Origin of the sequence: Enterobacter cloacae complex sp. 342H5, from assembly GCF_050030905.1 — a bacterium.
Lineage (GTDB): Bacteria > Pseudomonadota > Gammaproteobacteria > Enterobacterales > Enterobacteriaceae > Enterobacter > Enterobacter intestinihominis.
This window is the reverse complement of sequence record NZ_JBLGVB010000001.1, coordinates 3,705,952-3,722,687: the sequence shown is the minus strand read 5'-3', so window position 1 is coordinate 3,722,687 and position 16,736 is coordinate 3,705,952. Positions and strand designations below refer to the sequence as shown.

Genomic DNA, 16,736 nt, shown 5'->3' with positions numbered 1-16,736 from the left:
GGTAAGGCGGAGCCGCCACCGGGCACAACAATCAATGCGCGATCGGCTGCGCACCGTGTGGTTCGCGTACGTGCTTGTACTTGAACAGCACGATGAACGCGAAGAAAAGCACCAGTGAGTACCCGGCGAAGATCAGCCACACTGGCTGCCAGTTGGTGATGCCGTTGGTGGTATACATCTCAACCACTTTACCGCTCACCACGCCGCCCAGAATACAGCCGAAGCCGTTGGTCATCATCAGGAACATGCCCTGCGCGCTGGCGCGAATTTCAGGTTTCACCTCTTTTTCTACAAACACCGAACCGGAGATGTTGAAGAAGTCGAAGGCGCAGCCGTAAACAATCATCGACAGAACCAGCAGCACGGTGCCGAACGCGCTTGGGTCGCCGTAGGCGAACAGACCGAAGCGCAACATCCAGGCAGCGATACTGATCAGCATGACGTTCTTGATGCCGTAGCGGCTCAGGAAGAACGGGATGGTCAGGATGAACAGCGTCTCAGAGATCTGCGAGATGGACATCATCACCGACGCGTGTTCAACGATAAAGCTCCCGGCAAACAGCGGATCGTTATCGAAGCTGTGCAGGAAGGTATTACCGAACATGTTGGTGATTTGCAGTTCCGCCCCCAGCAGCATGGAGAAAATAAAGAAGATCGCCATGCGCTTGTTTTTGAACAGGGCGAAGGCGTCCAGGCCAAGCATGGTGCTCCAGCTCTGGTTTTTCTGCTGGTTAGAAACCGGAATGGTGGGCAGCGTCAGGGCGAACAGCGCCAGCAGCACGGAGAGCGCGGCACCAATATACAGCTGCATGTGGCTCAGCTCGAAGCCCGCGAAGCTCACGCCCCACATTGCCATGATAAAGCCGATGGTGCCCCAGATACGGATTGGCGGGAAGTCGGTGACGATATCCAGACCGGCAGATTTCAGGCGGTAGTAGGAGATGGTGTTGATCAGGCCAAGCGTTGGCATATACGCCAGCGAGTTAAGCAGGATCACCATAAACATCGCCCCCGGCGTGGTCACTTCGGCCGCCATAAACAGCGTCCCCGCACCCACCAGATGGCAAAGCATATACAGCCATTTCGCACTTAACCATTTATCCGCCACGATACCGAGCAGCGTTGGCATGAAAACAGCCGCAATACCCAGCGAGCTGTAGACGGCACCGATTGACGCACCATCGAACTTGAGCGTCACAAACATATAGGAGCCGAGTGTAGTCAGCCAGCTACCCCACAGGCAGAACTGCAGAAACGACAAGATTTTAAGCTGCAGCTTAAGGTTCATGTTACTTTCCTCACAAGTGAGCGGGAGATATGTTGTTATAGGAACATTCAGGGTTGTTATTTGATGCAATTCTATCAGTTGGCAACGATATGTTTTGTTACCTCCCGCAAAAAAATGCAATCCACATTAATTTGCAGTTTGGATTGTGATGCAAATAGCATTTTTGTATGGGTGGGATGAGATGGGTGCGGTCTGATGCCCCCTCACCCTAACCCTCTCCCCAAAGGGGAGAGGGAACTTGAACACCCTCTCCCCTTTGGGGAGAGGGCAGGGTGAGGGGTGATGTTGGTTTCTAGCGGCGACGGTAGTTCTTCTGCGCCGTATTCACCTTATACAGATAGCGGCGGGATTCCGCAGACGGGTGGCGAGTGGTCAGCGTTGAGTACACGTCCCCCGGCGCCATGCTGTTGATGATGTTCGCGGCCTGCACTTTATCGTTCGAGAAGACGCGCAGGACGCTGCCCGCTCCGCCGTTGTAGGCGGTGATCACCGCATAGCGACGTGAAGTCGGGTTATCAATCCCGCCGAGATAAACATTGTTCAGCATCGCCAGATATGCGGTACCGGTATCAATGTTGCTTTGCGGGTCAAACAGGTAGCTGCGGCTCGGCGTACCGGATTTCCCCTGCGCGCGGAACACGTCTTTACCGGCGCTGTGCTGCACAACCTGCATCAGCCCCAGCGCGTCGGAACGGCTCACCGCATACGGGTTGAACGAGGATTCGGTCTGCATAATCGCCAGGATCAGCGACTCATCCACGCCATACTTACGCGACGCCTGACGCACCATGCCCAGATACTTATGCGCACGCTTGTCGAGGTGGTTCGGCACCAGGTTTATCGTAACGCTATAGATCACCTTCAGGCCATTGGTGCGGCTTTTCAGGCGCGTTTGCAGCAAATAGTCTGCGAAGTTCGTCGCGCGCCCTTCCCAGCGAATCGGCTGACCGGTCTGGTCAACGACCTGCCCATACAGGAATGGCTCTTTGGAGATAGTAATGTCATCGGCATCAGAGTAGAGATCGATAGATCCCGGATCGTCGCCCATCAGCAGGGTTTTGATGATGGCCTGACGTAAATGCGCCGCAGGTTCAGTCCCCGCGATGGTTTCAATCGTAATCGTACCGTCATCGAAGTTGATGTGGCTACGGGTCTGATAGGCGTCGGTATACTTAACGTAGTCCTTCGGTCCGGCAATAAGAACTTCGTTAAATCCCCATATGTTCTCGATGTTATGGGCAAACTGCCCCATCAAAATGTCAAAACCGTTGGTGTCCTTAACCCAGGCTTCGTTATAGCTATCGCCCTTTTTGGAAGAACAAGACACAAGCAACGGCGCAACAAGTGCTAGCGCTAATAGTTTTTTCATCATTCCGGGAGTGCGTGTTGTGTTTGCTTTGAGGTTGCTGTTGCCGGGTGGCGCTGCGCTTACCCGGCCTACATAACCGTAGGCCCGTGCAAGCGCAGCGCCGCCGGGCAGCAGCCGCAGAGTATTATTTTTCCGGTGGCGTATAGCCTTCGATGTGGACGTCTTTACCCTCGAACAGGAAGTTCACCATCTCCTGCTCCAGCAGCTTGCGGTGTTCCGGGTTCATCATGCTGAGCTTTTTCTCGTTGATCAGCATGGTCTGTTTTTTCTGCCACTGTCCCCAGGCTTCTTTGGAGATCTCGTTGTAAATGCGTTTACCCAGGTCGCCCGGGTAGAGCTGGAAATCCTGGCCTTCAGCGTCGCGCTGCAGGAAAGTACAAAAAATGGTTCTGGCCATACTCATTCCTCTTTGTCTTGCCGATGCTAAACCATTGCACCGACACGTAATTGCTGTAACAGGCGCTCCACGGGAGCCGCCAGCCCGACTGATGGCGGTTGCGCTAAGTTATACCAGAGAGCGGTGCCTTCATCCATGCAGGAGGTGAATGAGGACACGGGAAGCCACATAGGCACAATATCCAGATGGAAATGGCTGAAGGTATGACGGAACGCGTTGAGTTGCGTCAGGGTATCGGCCGCAATGCCGCGCTGTTCAAGCCATGCCCGAAGCGAAGCTTCATCCTCAAACTGTGGGAAGCAGTATAGACCACCCCACAGGCCACTCGGCGGGCGCTGGGCGAGAAACACCTCGTCGCCATGCTGCATCAGCAGCATGTACCCGGTGCGTTCAGGCAGCGTCTGCTTCGGTTTTTTCCCCGGATACTGCGCCCAGGAGTGGTTCGCATAGGCCACGCAGAGGTTATTTACCGGGCAGAGTTCGCACTTCGGTTTTGAACGGGTGCAGACCATCGCGCCCAGATCCATCATCGCCTGGTTAAAACGCTCCACCCCTTTCACCGGAGTGACCGCTTCACTGATCTCCCACAGGCGCTTCTCAACCTCTTTCTTGCCCGGCCAGCCTTCTACGGCGTAGCAGCGTGCCAGCACGCGCTTGACGTTGCCGTCGAGAATAGGGAAATGCTTGCCTAAAGACAGGGAAAGGATTGCGCCTGCGGTTGAACGCCCGACGCCGGGCAAATCCGCCACCTCGTCAAAGGTCTCCGGGAATTTACCGTTGTGGCGGGTGGCGACCTGCTGTGCGGCTTTGTGCAGGTTGCGCGCGCGGGCGTAATAGCCGAGGCCTGTCCACAGGTGCAGTACCTCGTCTAACGGCGCGTTGGCCAGATCGGTGATTGTCGGGAAGCGCGCCATAAAACGCTCGAAATAAGGAATGACCGTCGCGACCTGCGTTTGTTGCAACATCACCTCGGAGAGCCATACTTTGTAAGGTGTTTTTTCAATTTGCCAGGGCAGGGTTTTACGCCCGTATTTGTCGTACCAGTCCAGCACCTGGGCTGAAAATTGAGAGGCTTGCATGGTCATCGATTCGCTTAATCAGGGAGGCAGATTGCAGCACAGCGTCAATCTGCTGTAAACCGGATCTTTCCCATGCTTGCATAGAAGCCTTAACTTTGGATAATGCCCGTTTCCCGTACACTCTCACAAGCAGACAACTCTTTTATGAAAAACGACGTCATTTCACCGGAATTTGATGAAAACGGTCGCCCGCTGCGCCGTATTCGCAGCTTTGTCCGCCGTCAGGGCCGCCTGACAAAAGGGCAGCAACACGCGCTGGACAACTACTGGCCGGTGATGGGCGTTGAGTTCAGCGAGCAGCCGCTCGACTTTACCGAGCTGTTTGGCCGCGATGCGCCAGTGACGCTGGAGATCGGTTTTGGCATGGGCACCTCGCTGGTCACTATGGCGAAAGCGCGACCAGAGCAGAACTTCCTCGGTATTGAAGTGCACTCGCCAGGCGTCGGTGCGTGTCTGGCAACGGCCCATGAAGAGGGCGTTGAGAACCTGCGCGTTATGTGTCACGACGCGGTGGAAGTGCTGCATAAAATGATTCCTGACAATTCTTTGAACATGGTTCAGCTCTTTTTCCCTGACCCGTGGCACAAAGCGCGTCATAATAAACGCCGTATCGTTCAGGCGCCGTTTGCCGAGCTGGTGAAAAGTAAGCTTAAGCTGGGCGGCGTCTTCCACATGGCGACCGACTGGGAACCTTATGCGGAACACATGCTGGAAGTGATGTCGTCGCTGGACGGGTATAAAAACCAGTCTGAAAGCAACGACTACGTACCGCGTCCGGATTCACGTCCGGTGACAAAATTTGAACAGCGTGGCCATCGTCTTGGTCACGGCGTATGGGACTTAATGTTCGAGAGGGTAAAATAATGGCAAAGAATCGTAGCCGTCGTCTGCGTAAAAAGATGCACATCGAAGAATTCCAGGAAGTGGGTTTCTCCGTTGCCTGGCGTTTCCCGGAAGGCACCAGCGTTGAGCAGATCGATCAGGACGTTGATGCGTTCATCAACGAGGTGATCGAACCCAACAAGCTGGCCTTCGACGGTAGCGGCTATCTGGCGTGGGAAGGTCTGATTTGCACCCAGGAAGTGGGGAAATGCACCGAAGAACATCAGGCGCTGGTACGCAAATGGCTTGAAGACCACAAACTGGAAGATGTCCGCGTCAGCGAACTTTTCGACGTTTGGTGGGACTAATAAAGCAAGAACGGGGCCAGCATTAGCTGGCCCATTTTGTCTGAGGGAGTGTTGAAGATGCGTAAAACGTTGCTGGCGGTTGCTTTACTGGCAATCGGAACCACCGCCCATGCGGAGTATAAATGTAGCGTCACCCCGCGTGACGACGTGGTATTAAGCCCGCAAACCGTGCAGGTTAAAGGCGAGAATGGCAATCTGGTGATCACGCCGGATGGCAACGTGACGTTTAACGGCAAACAGCAAAACCTGACGGCCGCCCAGCGCGAGCAGGCGATGGACTACCAGGCCGAGTTGCGTACCGCGCTGCCATGGATAAACGATGGCGCGCTGACCCGCGTTGAGAAGGGCCGCGTGGCGCTGGATAAAATCATCACCAAAGAGGTGGGGGAGAGCAGCAATATGCGCACCCGCCTGACGAAGCTGGATAAACAGCTGAAAGAACAGATGAACCGCATTATTGAGACGCGCTCTGATGGCCTGGCGTTCCACTATAAGGCGATCGATCAGGTGCGAGCCGACGGTCAGCAGCTGGTGAACCAGGCGATGGGCGGCATTCTCCAGGACAGCATCAACGAGATGGGCGCCAAAGCGGTGCTGAAAGGCGGCGGTAATCCGTTGCAGGGTGTACTGGGTAGCCTGGGCGGACTGCAAACCTCGATTCAGAACGAGTGGAAGAATCAGGAAGCCGATTTCCAGCAGTTCGGCAAAGACGTGTGTAAACGCGTGGTGTCCCTGGAAGACAGCCGGAAGGCGCTGGTGGGGACGCTGAAGTAACGCCTCTGCGCGTAGGGCCCCTCACCCCGGCCCTCTCCCCAGGGGAGAGGGAGTAACCAGTTCCCTCTCCCTGTGGGAGAGGGTTAGGGTGAGGGCATCAGGCATTGCAATCGTTGCAGAATAGCCATCAGCATCTCCTCCTCATTAGCCCTGAATTCATGATTCCAGAACCGTACGACTTCCCAGCCGTTCGCATTCAAAAACTCGGTGCGACGAGAGTCATAGGCCTCTTTATCCTGATGTTGCCCCCCGTCCAGCTCAACAATCAGTTTCGCCTTAAAGCAGGCAAAATCCACGATGTACGGCCCAACCGGCATCTGTCGGCGAAACTTATACCCAAAGAAGCGGCGACCTCTGAGCAGATACCAGAGGCGTAATTCTTCGGGTGTCATTTGTTTGCGGAGTTGTTTTGATTTTTCCATCCCCACACTCTGCCAGCCTTTCCCTCAACCAGCAGAACGGGATGTAAAATCCTGAATCAGCCTTCAGGATTTTCAGCGAGGAACAGCTCAAGAAGGGAGTTTAGGAACAGCTTACCGTGCTCGGTGATCTGCCAGTACTCATCACACTCGGTCAGATACCCCTGCGCCAGCGCCTCGTCAATCTGCGGACGAATCACCGACTCTGACAACCCGGTGTAGAGCGCAAACTCCGCGCGCGGTGCGGCTTCCAGCAGACGGAAGCGGTTCATAAAGAACTCAAACGGCTTATCCACCGCCTCGACGTCATGCTGACGCTCCAGGTAGCGGCCTTCCATAAACCCGCGCGGATGACGCGTTTTTGCAGTGCGCAGAATGCGCCCGTCCGGGAAGGTCACTTTGCCGTGTGCCCCGCAGCCAATCCCCAGATAATCACCAAAGCGCCAGTAGTTCAGGTTGTGCTGACACTGATAGCCCGGCTTCGCATACGCCGAGGTTTCGTATTGCTGATACCCCGCCGCGGTCAAAAGCTGGTGGCCCTGCTCGAAGATATCCCACAGCGCGTCATCGTCCGGCAGCACCGGAGGACGGGAACCAAACAGGGTGTTAGGTTCAATGGTCAACTGATACCACGACAGATGCGGCGGGTTCAGTTCAATTGCCTGACGCAAATCGTCCAGCGCTTCTTCCAGCGACTGATCCGGCAGGCCGTGCATCAAATCGAGGTTAAAACTGCGCAGCCCAAGCCCCGTTGCCAGGTTCGCCGCGCGCTTTGCCTCTTCCGGGCCATGAATGCGCCCCAGACGCTTCAGCTTTGGCTCGCTAAAGCTCTGCACGCCGATAGAGATACGGTTCACGCCCGCGCGCTGATACTCGACAAAACGGTCGGCCTCAACGGTGCCCGGGTTGGCTTCCATCGTAATTTCAGCATCCGCTGCCAGGTTCAGGCGCACGCGCACGCCGTCCAGCAGCGTCTGCATCGCCGGGCCTGAAAGCAGGCTCGGCGTACCGCCACCAATAAAAATGGTCTTCACTTCACGTCCCTGTGCGTACGGTACATCGGCATCCAGATCGGTCAGCAGATGCGCGACGTAATCATCGTGCGGCACTTCGCCCTTCAGCGCGTGCGAGTTGAAATCGCAGTACGGGCATTTCTGCACGCACCATGGGATGTGAATATAAAGACTCAGAGGTGGCAAATTAGCCATTACGCAGTGCTTCCAGTAACAGTTTCAGGGCGCGTCCACGGTGGGAGATCGCGCTTTTCTCTTCGCGGGTGAGTTCCGCAGCGGTTTTGCCCTCGGTCGGGACAAAGAAAATCGGGTCGTAACCAAAGCCGCCGTTGCCCGCCGCTTCACGGGTGATCACGCCCGGCCAGCTGCCGTGACAGACAATCGGCGTGGGATCTTCCGCGTGACGCATGTAGACCAGCACGCAGTGGAACTGCGCGGTACGCTGTTCGTCAGGGACGTCGTTCAGGGCCACAAGCAGCTTTTCCAGGTTCTGCTGGTCGGTGGCGTCCACCCCGGAATAGCGGGCGGAGTAAATCCCCGGCGCACCGCCCAGAAAATCCACGGCCAGACCGGAGTCATCGGCAATCGCGGGCAGTCCGGTTACCTGCGCCGCATGGCGCGCTTTCAGAATGGCGTTTTCGATAAACGTCAGGCCGGTCTCTTCGGCGGAGTCCACGCCCAGCTCGGTCTGAGCCACCACGTCCAGCCCAAAATCATGTAATAGCGAGGCCAGCTCGCGCACTTTACCGGCATTACCGGTGGCGAGAACAACTTTCTGCATGGTTTAGTCCTGTTTTGTCAGAGCCGCGACTTCCGTCGGGATAGATTGCGGGTTAAGGATTTTTACCTGTTTATGCCGGCCAAGTTCACCTTTCTCAATGATGACCTGGCTTTTAGCGACGCGAAACTGTTTTGCCAGATATTTGGTCAGATGCGCATTCGCCTGGCCGTCAACGGGCGGGGCAGTGATGGCGACTTTTAGCTCGTCGCCATGCAGCCCAACAATGCTGTCGCGGCTGGCTTTCGGCTGAATGTACAGCCGTAAAACCAGCCCGTCGGCGCAGGGGCTAACTGCACTCATAACGCCATCCACAGCCCCGGCAGCAGCATATTACCCGTCGCCTGTAACAGTTCCGCGATACCCATATTCAGCACGTACAGCAGCAGAACGAGAAGCATCGGGGAGAAGTCGATTCCGCCCATCGCAGGCAGCAGGCTACGGATCGGACGCAGTAACGGTTCAGTCAGCTGAATCAACGCGTACTCCACCGGGCTACGGCCCCGGCTTATCCAGCTCATAATCGCCATCACCAGCAGGACCCAGAAGATCAGCGAGCCGACGGTTTTAACCAGGATCAGAACGGCTGAAATCCAGATAATCGGCTGGAAAGTGATGACCATAAACAGCACGATCGCTTTGATAACGCTCAGAATAAACGCCATCAACAGAGATGAACTGTCAATCGGCCCCATTGCCGGAATGATGCGGCGAAGCGGCCCCACAATGGGCTGCGTGATTTTCACGATAAATTGTGAGAATGGATTGTAAAAATCACAACGGGCCCACTGCATCCAGACGCGCAGTAGCAGCGCCATCGTATACAGTTCAATGACCGTTGAAAGCAGGAAAGTCAACGTCTTCATGGCGTTCCTCAGGTTTCCTTATTATTGGGTGTAATCGCGCGCACCGAAAATTGCTGTGCCGATGCGCACCATGGTGCTGCCTGCCGCGATGGCGGCTTCCATATCGTCCGACATGCCCAGAGAAAGCGTGTCTACCGTGTCATAGCGCGCTTTAAGCGCCTCAAATGCTACAGCCATTTGCTGTGCTACGGCAAACTGCCTTTCATAACTTGACTCTGGTGCCGGAATGGCCATCAGCCCGCGCAGGGTTAAGCGCGGCAGCGCCGCCACGTCCGCCGCCAGCGCATCCAGTTCGCTCAGCGTAATGCCGGACTTGCTGTTTTCATCACTGATGTTGATTTGAATCAGCACGTTAAGCGCTGGCATCTCCATAGGGCGCTGGTCGCTCAAACGGGTAGCGATACGCAGACGATCGATGGTGTGACACCAGTCGAAGTGCTCTGCTACCAGACGGCTTTTGTTCGACTGTAGCGGACCGATAAAGTGCCACTGCAGGTCTGTATTTCCCCGCTCCCGGAAAGCGCGAATCTTATCTACGCCTTCCTGCACATAGTTTTCACCAAAGGCACGATGACCGGCGGCTATCGCTTCTGCGATGGCGCTCGCAGGCTTGGTTTTGCTGACTGCAAGCAACGTAATTTCTTCTGAAGCACGGCCGCAACGCGTTGCCGCGGCTGAGATTTTGTCCCGGACCTGTGCCAGGTTATGCGCAATGTCGTTCATTTTCCGAGGAGTTGTCTATGGATGTGGAAGAAATTGTGGCCCTTAGTGTAAAGCATAACGTCTCCGATCTACACCTGTGCAGTGATTTACCACCGCGCTGGCGCAGGTCAGGCCGTCTTGAACCTGCGCCGTTTCCGCCCCCCGATGTGGAGGCGTTATTAAAAGCGTGGCTCAACGACGAGCAGCAGGGTGCCTGGTGGGCAAACGGGCAGGTAGATTTTGCCGTTACCCTCACAGGCGGTCAGCGGCTGCGCGGCAGTGCGTTTAAGCATATGCACGGCGTTTCGATCGCGCTACGCCTGTTGCCGCTGACGTGTCCGCAGCTCTCTGCGCTAGGCGTGCCGCGCGCGATCCCGGAGCTTTTGTCCAATGACAATGGCCTGATTCTGGTCACCGGCGCCACCGGCAGCGGGAAATCGACCACCCTGGCCGCGATGGTCGATTTTCTCAATCACCATACGGACGGGCACATTCTGACCCTGGAAGATCCGGTGGAGTTTATGTACCAGAGTGAACGTTGCCTCATCCGGCAGCGGGAGATAGGCCAGCATAGCCCGTCCTTTGCCGAGGCCCTGCGCAGTGCGCTGCGTGAAGATCCGGATGTGATTCTGCTTGGTGAGCTGCGCGACAGCGAGACGATACGCCTGGCGCTGACGGCGGCTGAGACTGGCCATCTGGTGTTGGCCACGCTGCACACGCGCGGTGCGGCGCAGGCGATCGAGCGCCTGGTCGATACCTTCCCGGCGCAGGAGAAAGATCCGGTTCGTAATCAGCTGGCGGGAAGCCTGCGTGCGGTACTGGCGCAGAAGCTGCGTCAGGATGTCCAGGGCGGGCGCGTGGCGCTGTATGAGCTACTGGTGAATACGTCGGCGGCGGCAAACCTGATCCGCGAAGGCAAAACCTGGCAACTGCCGGGCATTATTCAAACGGGGCAGCAGGCGGGGATGCAGAACTTTGAGCAGAGTCTGGCGGAGCGACGGGCGCAGGGGCGGCTGTAGGCCCCGGCGCTCAGTAACCCTGTTCGAAATAGCTTTCGAGGATAATGACGGCTGAAGCTGAATCCACGCTGCCTTTGTTCAACGCCCGGAAGCCACCGTGCTCGAACAGGCCAGCGCGTGCCTCGACGGTGCTCAAACGTTCATCGTGCAGCTTAACGGAGACACCAAAGCGGCCATGAATTTTGTTCGCGAACTTGCGCGCGCGGGCGGTAAGCGGCTGCTCGGTGCCGTCCATGTTCAACGGCAGACCGACAATCACGTCGTCCGGCTGCCACTCTTTGAGCAAGCGCTCAATAAGGTTCCAGTCCGGCGTGCCGTCGTTAGCTTTCAGCGCCGTGAGCGGGCGGGCGGTGCCGGTGATCCGTTGACCCACAGCGACGCCGATGCTTTTGGTGCCGAAGTCAAAGGCGAGAAGGGTGCCGCTCATTACGCGTGCCCCGCAACGCCAGGCATGGTCAGAATATCAATGCCAATCAGTTTTGCCGCGTCACGCCAGCGATCGGCGATAGGGGTTTTAAACAGGATATTCATATCCGCAGGGGCCGTCAGCCAGGCGTTGTCCAGAATTTCTTGTTCCAGCTGCCCTTTTTCCCAGGAAGCGTAGCCGAGCGCAACCAGCACCTCAGAAGGCTGATTTGCCGTGCCCAGTGTTTCGAGCACATCGCGAGAGGTGGTGACGACGGTGTTATCGGAGATACGAATGCTGGACGAGAAAACCGGCGGGGTATGCAGGATAAAGCCACGATCTTCTGCAAGCGGTCCGCCGAGCATCACCGGTTTATCAAGACGGATTTCCGGCAGCCGCGCTTCAGCAGGGATTTTCAGCTTGTCCAGAATGCCTTCGACCTGAAGGTTTTCCAGCGGCTTATTGATGATAATCCCCATTGCGCCGTCTTCGTTGTATTCGCAAATATAGACCACGGCGCGGCGGAAAATCGGATCCTGGAGAGCAGGCATGGCAATAAGAAAGTGATGCTGTAAATTCATTGTCAGAGGTACTGTTTCCTGGTTTAAAAAGCGACAGCGCCCAGTATGGGGATAAACACAGGCGCTGTCACAGGTTATTTCTGTAAACGTTTTTCGATAGCGTCCATCAGCATTCCGGTGATCGAGATCGGGAATTCCGCTTCGATTTCACGAATGCAGGTCGGGCTGGTGACGTTCACTTCGGTCAGACGATCGCCGATGATATCGAGGCCAACGAAGATCAGGCCTTTGGCTTTCAGCGTAGGGCCGACGCGGCGGGCAATTTCCCAGTCGCTTTCGCTTAACGGACGCGGTTCGCCACGACCTCCGGCCGCCAGGTTGCCACGGGTTTCACCACCCTGCGGGATACGCGCCAGGCAGTAAGGCACCGGCTCGCCGTCTACAACCAGCACACGCTTGTCGCCGTCTTTAATGGCCGGCAGATAGTTTTGCGCCATGCAGTAGCGGGTTCCCAGCTCGGTCAGCGTTTCGGCAATCACGCCAATGTTCGGGTCGCCCTCTTTCACGCGGAAGATCGATGCGCCGCCCATGCCGTCCAGCGGCTTCATGATGATGTCGCCGTGCTTCTGCCAGAATTCTTTCAGCTGCGTTTTGCTGCGGGTGACCAGCGTTTCCGGTGTCAGGTCAGAGAACCATGCGGTATAGAGCTTCTCGTTGCAGTCGCGCAGGCTCTGCGGCTTATTGACGATCAGCGTGCCTTTCTCTTCGGCACGCTCAAGGATATAGGTGGAGTAAATGTATTCGGTGTCGAACGGCGGATCTTTACGCATCAGGATGACGTTAAGGTCGGCCAGGGCAATATCCTGCTCGGTGCCGAATTCGTACCATTTTTCGTAGTTCTGCTCGACGTTAACGATGCGGGTACGTGCGCGGGCTTCACCGTTGATCAGGTACAGATCGTTCATCTCCATATAGTGGAGTTCATAGCCGCGACGCTGCGCTTCCAGCAGCATAGCGAAGCTGGAATCTTTCTTAATGTTAATGTTTGCGATGGGGTCCATCACGATGCCGAGCTTAATCATCTTCTTCTCCGGTTATGGGTCAGGCTTTGCTTCAACCCAGATCGCCAAATCGCACCTGTAGGGCGGTAATGGCGGTGAGTGCCGTTGTCTCAGTGCGCAGAACGCGAGGTCCCAACAGAATATCAGTAAACTGGTAACGCGCCGTCATGGCGATTTCGTCAGCCGACAGGCCGCCTTCCGGGCCAATCAGCAGGCGTACGCGCTCAACGGGCAGCGGCAGCGTATTGATGCTGGCGCTGGCGCGCGGATGAAGATTAAGCTTAAGCCCGCTTTCCTCTTCTGCACACCAGTCCTCCAGATCCATCGCCGGGCGGATCTCCGGGATGCGGTTGCGGCCACTCTGTTCACAGGCTGCAATGGCAATTTTCTGCCACTGCTGGATCTTTTTGTTCAGACGTTCCGCATCCAGTTTAACGCCGCAGCGCTCAGAAAAAAGTGGCGTAATGAGGCTTACACCCAGTTCAATGGATTTCTGAATGGTGAACTCCATCTTTTCCCCGCGCGACATCACCTGGCCAAGGTGAATGTGCAGCGGGGATTCCCGGTCGTCCACATCGCCACGCAGCACCTTCACGTGCACGCTTTTTTTATCGGCGCGCGTAATTTCAGCGTCAAAAATCTGATTAGAGCCGTCAAAGAGCTGAATCGCCTGGCCTGCGCCCATGCGCAGCACGCGGCCTACGTGGTTTGCGGCATCATCAGACAGGGCGATTTCGCCGCCTGGGGTAATCAGTTCAGGGTGATAGATGCGAGGGATGCGCATAGTCAGAAATTCCATGTGTCATGCGATATAAGCGAATTGCCGTAGTGTAGGTTAGCTCTTTTGCGCCTGGCAAGCCCGCTGGACGTAAGGGTTGTGATTCCCCTGGACTTTGGCGATACGTTCGTCGCGCTGGCATTCCCAGTCCGTCACCGGGTAGAGCTTGTCCCAGGCATTGAAGAGCTGCGTCTGCTGGCGGGAAAGGTTGAGATCGTAGCGGTCGCGCATATAGAAGTAAGTGCGGGCGATGCTGCCGCGCGCGCGGGCAGGCGGTTCGGCGAGTTTCTCTTTGAAATCGACCTTCATGGCGCACTGACCGTACTGGCCTTCGCCACCGTTCCACTGGCTGTACATGAAGTTTCCGCGGTCGCCATTGACTTCACCCACGGCGGGTTGCAGGTTGTGCATATCGCTTTCCATCTGGCGGTAGACCGGATCTTTTGCGCAATTTTTACGTCCACCGTCCTGCCAGCACTGGCGCTGGTGGCCAAACTGCCAGGCCGGAACAACGTGTTCCCATTCGATTCGGCTGGCGCGGTTCTCGTTCTTGCGCACCTTGTAGCCGCAGGATCCCAGATCCACGACCCCTTTCTTACCCTGCCAGTTAATTTTACAGCCGCAGTAGAAATCACCCGGTACGTCGGCGTTAATCTTTACGCCTGCGGTTTTTGCCTGTGAGAAACTGTGAATACCGTCGGCCAGAGCATGGCCGGAGAGCGCCGTCGCCAGAAAAGCGACTGCGAGAGAAACATTACGGGACATCTTACACTCCGTGTCAAAACGAGCCCGCAACGTAACGAATGTTGTTCCCGTATGCAATCAGTCAGATCAGGAAAGTTCCTGAAAGTTCGCGTGATTATTCCGCAACCAGCGGTTCGCCGCATTTAACGCAGCGGTAGGTCGCCTCGCCCCGCACTACGCGGTTATGGCGGCGGACGGTAAGCTGGTGCTGCTGGCACTGGCAGCGGTAGGGGAAGGTATTGCGGCGTACCGATTCCAGCTCGAACTGGTGGGTGCGGCGAGCCGGAACGCCGAGCACCGCCTCCATCATCCATTTCCACTCTTTGCCGTGCGGCGCGACGCGGCCAAAGTGTTTCCACACCAAAAGGTGGGCCAGCTCGTGCGGCACCACTTCTTCGATAAACGCCTGCTGATTTTCCATCATCAACACCGGGTTGAGGCGGATCTCATACGATTCCAGCCAGGCGGTGCCTGCCGCGGTGCCACGCTGCTGATAGACCAGCTTCGGTTCAGGATAATCGCGGCCGAGCTTCAGGTTGGCCTGGGCGAGTTTTTCCCGCAGGCTGCGCATGACGGCTTGCTGAATGGCGATGGGGAGACGGGGAGATTTCATAGGGGCAGAGCATAAAGCGGGAAGCGGGGAGGCGCAAGAGGCGCCTCCCGCAGGAGGATCAGTCGTGTGCGCCGATTTCGCGCAGAGGACGACCTTTCATCAGGTTACGTTCAATGTGTTCCAGTGAAACATGTTTGGTTTCAGGAACCAGCCAGATCGTGAGAACAATAAAGAACAGGTTAAGACCGGCGTAGACCCAGAAGGTATTGGCATTACCCAGGGTATTGAGCATGGTCAGGAACGTTGCGCCGACGATCATGTTGGCAATCCAGTTGGTTGCGGTAGAGCAGGTGATACCAAAATCACGCCCTTTCAGCGGCTGGATCTCAGAACACAGTACCCAAATCAGCGGACCGGCGCTCATCGCAAACCCAATAATAAACATCAGCAGCATCGCCACGGCGAAGTACTGTGCCGTTGGGGAGTGAATGCCCATGTGCATCATGGTACCCAGCACGCCCATCCCGACGGCCATGACCAGGAAGCCCAGCGTCAGGGTTGGCTTACGCCCCCAGCGGTCCACCAGACCGATAGCAATAAAGGTCGCCAGCACGTTGGTCAGGCCGACGATCACGGTGCCCCACATCTGTTCGGTGGTGTTGGTGTAGCCCGCCAGTTCGAAGATTTTCGGCGCGTAATACATGATGACGTTCATCCCGGTGAACTGTTGCATGATCTGTAACAGCACACCGAGGAACACCGCGCGGCGGAAGTTGCTGTTCTCTTTGAACAGCGCCCAGCCGGACTGTTTGACCTTAAGGCTTTCGCGGATCTCTTCCAGCTCGTTTTTGGCTTCGGCGCTGGTATCACGCAGGCGTAAGAGCACGCGTTCGGCATCGTGGAAGCGGCGTTTGGCGGCGAACCAGCGCGGGCTGTCCGGCAGGAAGAAGACACCAATCAGCAGCAGAATGGCCGGAATGATGATGACGCCCAGCATCCAGCGCCATGCGCCGCTGTAGCTGAAGGCGGTATCGGAAAGATAAGCCCCCAGAATACCGATGGTGATCATCAGCTGGTACATGGAAATCATGCTGCCGCGGATTTTTTCCGGTGCGATTTCAGACAGGTACAGCGGGGCAGTATAAGACGCCACGCCCACTGCCAGACCGAGCAGCACGCGGGAGAGGATCAGCACTTCAACGTTAGGCGCAGCGGCAGAGAACAGTGAGCCGGCAACGAACAGGATCGCGCCGATCATCAGGCTCTTTTTACGCCCGAGCTTAAAGGAGAGCCAGCCGCTGCCGACCGCGCCGACGGCGGCACCGAACATCATGGAGCTGACCACCCATTCCTGAGTGTGTGCGCTAATCTGGAACTCATCGGTGATGAAAGGTAATGCACCGGCAATTACGCCAATATCCAGGCCAAAGAGTAATCCTGCCAGAGCGGCGAGGAAGCAGACGAAGAACGTCATTGCCTTATTGGACGTACGCCCCTGTTTATTATTGTCAGGCATTATGCCCTCCAGTTGGGTTATCAGTTTTTACGATATTAAGAGTAGGTGAGCGGCTCATAAAAATATGTGAGTCAAATCACAACGGTGTAATCGGTTACACTAGTTTGTAACCGTAAAAATAATTAAAGCTTTGAAAATATAAAGGTAAATTAATTGATATGCATCGCGTTTGCACAAATTTCAGACTTAACTGAAAGGGAATGTAACAGCAGAAGAAATGCGATCATGCAAAGAGAATATTCTGAAAGCGGGGTATAGAGAGT

At 56.1% G+C, this 16,736-nt stretch carries 21 protein-coding genes; 4 read left to right on the top strand and 17 right to left on the bottom strand.

Translation table 11 applies throughout. The features are described from left to right. Positions 1-31: 31 nt before the first annotated feature. From ACQG03_RS17795 to mutY, 4 genes are all read right to left on the bottom strand, one after another. Entirely contained in the window at positions 32-1,288 is a 1,257-nt protein-coding gene (locus ACQG03_RS17795; protein WP_063163581.1) for a nucleoside permease, read from the bottom strand. Between the two features lie 292 nt (positions 1,289-1,580). Next, entirely contained in the window at positions 1,581-2,657 is a 1,077-nt protein-coding gene (mltC, locus tag ACQG03_RS17790; RefSeq protein WP_032621902.1) for a membrane-bound lytic murein transglycosylase MltC, read from the bottom strand. Between the two features lie 124 nt (positions 2,658-2,781). Further along, positions 2,782-3,054, bottom strand: coding sequence for an oxidative damage protection protein (locus ACQG03_RS17785; RefSeq protein ID WP_003862425.1), 273 nt, complete (start codon positions 3,052-3,054; stop codon positions 2,782-2,784). 26 nt (positions 3,055-3,080) lie between these two features. Continuing rightward, the gene (gene mutY / locus ACQG03_RS17780; protein WP_169806224.1) at positions 3,081-4,133 is read right to left on the bottom strand and encodes an A/G-specific adenine glycosylase; all 1,053 of its coding nucleotides are present in this window, start codon (positions 4,131-4,133) and stop codon (positions 3,081-3,083) included. Positions 4,134-4,277: 144 nt separating this feature from the next. Here mutY and trmB point away from each other — a divergent pair, with 144 nt between their 5' ends. The 3 genes from trmB to ACQG03_RS17765 are packed head-to-tail and all read left to right on the top strand — an operon-like array spanning position 4,278 to position 6,097. Then, positions 4,278-4,997 (top strand): tRNA (guanosine(46)-N7)-methyltransferase TrmB, encoded by a 720-nt coding sequence (gene trmB / locus ACQG03_RS17775; protein ID WP_022649361.1) that lies wholly within the window; start codon positions 4,278-4,280, stop codon positions 4,995-4,997. Then, the gene (locus ACQG03_RS17770; protein WP_003862421.1) at positions 4,997-5,323 is read left to right on the top strand and encodes a YggL family protein; all 327 of its coding nucleotides are present in this window, start codon (positions 4,997-4,999) and stop codon (positions 5,321-5,323) included. The genes trmB and ACQG03_RS17770 overlap by 1 nt, the downstream gene beginning before the upstream one ends. Positions 5,324-5,380: 57 nt before the next feature. Next, positions 5,381-6,097, top strand: coding sequence for a DUF2884 domain-containing protein (locus ACQG03_RS17765; protein WP_063163579.1), 717 nt, complete (start codon positions 5,381-5,383; stop codon positions 6,095-6,097). A gap of 83 nt (positions 6,098-6,180) precedes the next feature. On the opposite strand, the gene ACQG03_RS17760 is transcribed toward ACQG03_RS17765, so the two are convergent. From ACQG03_RS17760 to ACQG03_RS17735, 6 genes are read right to left on the bottom strand one after another with little or no spacing between them, the layout of a single operon-like run. Beyond that, complete coding sequence (locus ACQG03_RS17760; protein ID WP_023298571.1) at positions 6,181-6,519, bottom strand: endonuclease domain-containing protein; 339 nt, start codon at positions 6,517-6,519, stop codon at positions 6,181-6,183. Positions 6,520-6,575: 56 nt separating this feature from the next. Then, positions 6,576-7,724, bottom strand: coding sequence for a radical SAM family heme chaperone HemW (gene hemW, locus ACQG03_RS17755; protein WP_063163578.1), 1,149 nt, complete (start codon positions 7,722-7,724; stop codon positions 6,576-6,578). Next, positions 7,717-8,310, bottom strand: a complete 594-nt coding sequence (locus tag ACQG03_RS17750; RefSeq protein ID WP_045308344.1) for an XTP/dITP diphosphatase — start codon at positions 8,308-8,310, stop codon at positions 7,717-7,719. Before ACQG03_RS17750 ends, hemW begins: the two co-directional genes overlap by 8 nt. A 3-nt stretch (positions 8,311-8,313) precedes the next feature. Further along, the gene (yggU, locus tag ACQG03_RS17745; protein WP_022649356.1) at positions 8,314-8,610 is read right to left on the bottom strand and encodes a DUF167 family protein YggU; all 297 of its coding nucleotides are present in this window, start codon (positions 8,608-8,610) and stop codon (positions 8,314-8,316) included. Then, the gene (locus tag ACQG03_RS17740) at positions 8,607-9,173 is read right to left on the bottom strand and encodes a YggT family protein (RefSeq protein ID WP_063163577.1); all 567 of its coding nucleotides are present in this window, start codon (positions 9,171-9,173) and stop codon (positions 8,607-8,609) included. The genes yggU and ACQG03_RS17740 overlap by 4 nt, the downstream gene beginning before the upstream one ends. A 21-nt stretch (positions 9,174-9,194) precedes the next feature. Then, positions 9,195-9,896 carry a YggS family pyridoxal phosphate-dependent enzyme gene (locus ACQG03_RS17735; RefSeq protein WP_023298569.1) on the bottom strand — a complete coding sequence of 234 codons (702 nt, stop codon included), beginning with the start codon at positions 9,894-9,896 and terminating at the stop codon, positions 9,195-9,197. 17 nt (positions 9,897-9,913) lie between these two features. Here ACQG03_RS17735 and ACQG03_RS17730 point away from each other — a divergent pair, with 17 nt between their 5' ends. Then, positions 9,914-10,894, top strand: a complete 981-nt coding sequence (locus ACQG03_RS17730) for a type IV pilus twitching motility protein PilT (RefSeq protein ID WP_063163576.1) — start codon at positions 9,914-9,916, stop codon at positions 10,892-10,894. Between the two features lie 10 nt (positions 10,895-10,904). On the opposite strand, the gene ruvX is transcribed toward ACQG03_RS17730, so the two are convergent. The 7 genes from ruvX to galP form a co-directional block, all read right to left on the bottom strand. Beyond that, complete coding sequence (gene ruvX, locus ACQG03_RS17725; protein ID WP_006811925.1) at positions 10,905-11,321, bottom strand: Holliday junction resolvase RuvX; 417 nt, start codon at positions 11,319-11,321, stop codon at positions 10,905-10,907. After that, complete coding sequence (locus ACQG03_RS17720; RefSeq protein ID WP_022649353.1) at positions 11,321-11,881, bottom strand: YqgE/AlgH family protein; 561 nt, start codon at positions 11,879-11,881, stop codon at positions 11,321-11,323. The genes ruvX and ACQG03_RS17720 overlap by 1 nt, the downstream gene beginning before the upstream one ends. Before the next feature lie 74 nt (positions 11,882-11,955). Then, positions 11,956-12,903 (bottom strand): glutathione synthase, encoded by a 948-nt coding sequence (gshB, locus tag ACQG03_RS17715; protein ID WP_003860032.1) that lies wholly within the window; start codon positions 12,901-12,903, stop codon positions 11,956-11,958. A 31-nt stretch (positions 12,904-12,934) separates the two neighbouring features. Then, a complete protein-coding gene (gene rsmE, locus ACQG03_RS17710) occupies positions 12,935-13,666 on the bottom strand; it encodes a 16S rRNA (uracil(1498)-N(3))-methyltransferase (protein ID WP_003860033.1) in 732 nt (243 codons plus the stop codon). 51 nt (positions 13,667-13,717) lie between these two features. Further along, positions 13,718-14,425, bottom strand: coding sequence for a deoxyribonuclease I (endA, locus tag ACQG03_RS17705; RefSeq protein WP_022649352.1), 708 nt, complete (start codon positions 14,423-14,425; stop codon positions 13,718-13,720). 94 nt (positions 14,426-14,519) lie between these two features. Further along, complete coding sequence (locus ACQG03_RS17700; RefSeq protein WP_032621896.1) at positions 14,520-15,017, bottom strand: SprT family zinc-dependent metalloprotease; 498 nt, start codon at positions 15,015-15,017, stop codon at positions 14,520-14,522. A gap of 58 nt (positions 15,018-15,075) precedes the next feature. After that, the gene (gene galP, locus ACQG03_RS17695) at positions 15,076-16,473 is read right to left on the bottom strand and encodes a galactose/proton symporter (RefSeq protein WP_023298566.1); all 1,398 of its coding nucleotides are present in this window, start codon (positions 16,471-16,473) and stop codon (positions 15,076-15,078) included. Between the last annotated feature and the right edge of the window lie 263 nt (positions 16,474-16,736).

Coding starts and splice junctions, on each gene's coding strand:
- ACQG03_RS17795 (WP_063163581.1), bottom strand. CDS start 1,288: ATGAACCTTAAGCTGCAGCTTAAAATCTTGTCGTTTCTGCAGTTCTGC.
- mltC (WP_032621902.1), bottom strand. CDS start 2,657: ATGAAAAAACTATTAGCGCTAGCACTTGTTGCGCCGTTGCTTGTGTCT.
- ACQG03_RS17785 (WP_003862425.1), bottom strand. CDS start 3,054: ATGGCCAGAACCATTTTTTGTACTTTCCTGCAGCGCGACGCTGAAGGC.
- mutY (WP_169806224.1), bottom strand. CDS start 4,133: ATGCAAGCCTCTCAATTTTCAGCCCAGGTGCTGGACTGGTACGACAAA.
- trmB (WP_022649361.1), top strand. CDS start 4,278: ATGAAAAACGACGTCATTTCACCGGAATTTGATGAAAACGGTCGCCCG.
- ACQG03_RS17770 (WP_003862421.1), top strand. CDS start 4,997: ATGGCAAAGAATCGTAGCCGTCGTCTGCGTAAAAAGATGCACATCGAA.
- ACQG03_RS17765 (WP_063163579.1), top strand. CDS start 5,381: ATGCGTAAAACGTTGCTGGCGGTTGCTTTACTGGCAATCGGAACCACC.
- ACQG03_RS17760 (WP_023298571.1), bottom strand. CDS start 6,519: ATGGAAAAATCAAAACAACTCCGCAAACAAATGACACCCGAAGAATTA.
- hemW (WP_063163578.1), bottom strand. CDS start 7,724: ATGGCTAATTTGCCACCTCTGAGTCTTTATATTCACATCCCATGGTGC.
- ACQG03_RS17750 (WP_045308344.1), bottom strand. CDS start 8,310: ATGCAGAAAGTTGTTCTCGCCACCGGTAATGCCGGTAAAGTGCGCGAG.
- yggU (WP_022649356.1), bottom strand. CDS start 8,610: ATGAGTGCAGTTAGCCCCTGCGCCGACGGGCTGGTTTTACGGCTGTAC.
- ACQG03_RS17740 (WP_063163577.1), bottom strand. CDS start 9,173: ATGAAGACGTTGACTTTCCTGCTTTCAACGGTCATTGAACTGTATACG.
- ACQG03_RS17735 (WP_023298569.1), bottom strand. CDS start 9,896: ATGAACGACATTGCGCATAACCTGGCACAGGTCCGGGACAAAATCTCA.
- ACQG03_RS17730 (WP_063163576.1), top strand. CDS start 9,914: ATGGATGTGGAAGAAATTGTGGCCCTTAGTGTAAAGCATAACGTCTCC.
- ruvX (WP_006811925.1), bottom strand. CDS start 11,321: ATGAGCGGCACCCTTCTCGCCTTTGACTTCGGCACCAAAAGCATCGGC.
- ACQG03_RS17720 (WP_022649353.1), bottom strand. CDS start 11,881: ATGAATTTACAGCATCACTTTCTTATTGCCATGCCTGCTCTCCAGGAT.
- gshB (WP_003860032.1), bottom strand. CDS start 12,903: ATGATTAAGCTCGGCATCGTGATGGACCCCATCGCAAACATTAACATT.
- rsmE (WP_003860033.1), bottom strand. CDS start 13,666: ATGCGCATCCCTCGCATCTATCACCCTGAACTGATTACCCCAGGCGGC.
- endA (WP_022649352.1), bottom strand. CDS start 14,425: ATGTCCCGTAATGTTTCTCTCGCAGTCGCTTTTCTGGCGACGGCGCTC.
- ACQG03_RS17700 (WP_032621896.1), bottom strand. CDS start 15,017: ATGAAATCTCCCCGTCTCCCCATCGCCATTCAGCAAGCCGTCATGCGC.
- galP (WP_023298566.1), bottom strand. CDS start 16,473: ATGCCTGACAATAATAAACAGGGGCGTACGTCCAATAAGGCAATGACG.